The organism is Candidatus Diapherotrites archaeon (assembly GCA_040755695.1).
Classification (GTDB): domain Archaea; phylum Iainarchaeota; class Iainarchaeia; order Iainarchaeales; family 1-14-0-10-31-34; genus JBFMAK01.
On the sequence record JBFMAK010000031.1, the window covers coordinates 1 to 1,384 of the forward strand.

The 1,384-nt window shown below is 60.6% G+C and carries 1 pseudogene; it reads left to right on the top strand.

Going from position 1 to position 1,384, the window contains the following annotated elements:
• Window positions 1-9 precede the first annotated feature (9 nt).
• Window positions 10-1,376 (top strand): annotated as a pseudogene (locus AB1467_07485) (IS3 family transposase).
• The last annotated feature ends 8 nt before the right edge of the window (window positions 1,377-1,384 follow it).

Below are 1,384 nucleotides of genomic sequence, written 5' to 3' on the forward strand. Positions count from 1 at the left end.
GAGCGGTAAATGAGCGGCAAACGGGGAGCCAGCCCGGAGTCCGTGGTGAAGGAGATTCGGCGTCAGACACGGCGGAAGTTCACCGCCGAGGAGAAGATCCGGATCGTGCTGGAGGGGTTGAAGGGCGAGGCGAGCATCGCGGAGTTGTGCCGGCGGGAAGGGATCGTCAGCAACCTGTACTACCGGTGGAGCAAGGACTTCCTGGAAGCGGGGAAGCGACGCTTGCAAGGGGACACGGTGCGGGAAGCCTCCTCCAGCGAGGTCGGGGGGCTGCGTCAGGAGAATGAGCAACTCAAACAGCTGGTGGCGGAGTTGAGCCTCAAGAATCGCCTGCTCAAAAAAAGTCTGACTGGGCTGGAGTGAGGCGCCGGCGGTATATGCGCCCCAGTGTGTCCGAGAAGCGGGAGATCATCCGGGTGGTGGAGGAGTCCTCGTTGGGGGTGAAGCGCACCCTGCGGGAGTTGGACGTCAACCGGAGCACCTTCTACGATTGGTACCGGCGGTATCGGGAGGGTGGTGAGGGGGCGTTGTCGGTCCGGCCATCCCAAGAACGCCGGTTCTGGAATGCGATCCCGCCCTGGGTGAAGAAGACCGTGGTGGAATCGGCGTTGGAGCATCTGGACAAGTCGCCCCGGGAGCTGGCGTGGCATCTGACCGATACCCAGAAGTACTTCATCTCGGAGTCGAGCGTCTACCGGATCCTGAAGGCCAACGACTTGATCACCAGCCCCGCCTACACGGTCCTGTCCGCCAAGGACAAGTTCGACCAGCCGACGACCCGGGTGAATCAGCTGTGGCAGACGGACTTCACGTACCTGAAGGTTGTGCAATGGGGTTGGTACTATCTGTCGACCGTGATGGATGATTACTCCCGGTACATCCTGGCGTGGCGGCTGTGTTCGACGATGGCCACCGAGGATGTGAAGGCGACGATCGACGATGCGATTGCTTGGTCCAAAGTGGATCACGTGTACATCCGGCATCGGCCGCGGTTGCTGTCGGACAACGGGCCATGCTACATCTCGTGGGAGTTGAAGCAGTACCTGGCCGACCAGGGGTTCACGCACACCCGGGGCAAACCGTACCATCCGATGACGCAGGGGAAGATCGAGCGGTATCACCGGTCGATGAAGAACATCCTGTTGTTGGACAACTACTACTGCCCAGAAGAACTGACGGCCCAGATCGGGGCGTTTGTCGAGTATTACAACCACCAGCGGTATCACGAGTCATTGGACAACGTGACTCCGGCGGATGTCTATCACGGCCGGGTGGCGGCGGTTTTGGAACGACGGGAGAGGACCAAACGGGAGACGATCATCCGGCGGCGAATGGCGTACCGGAAGGCTATTGCCGTCCGGCAAAGTGTGTCTTAACTTGGAGT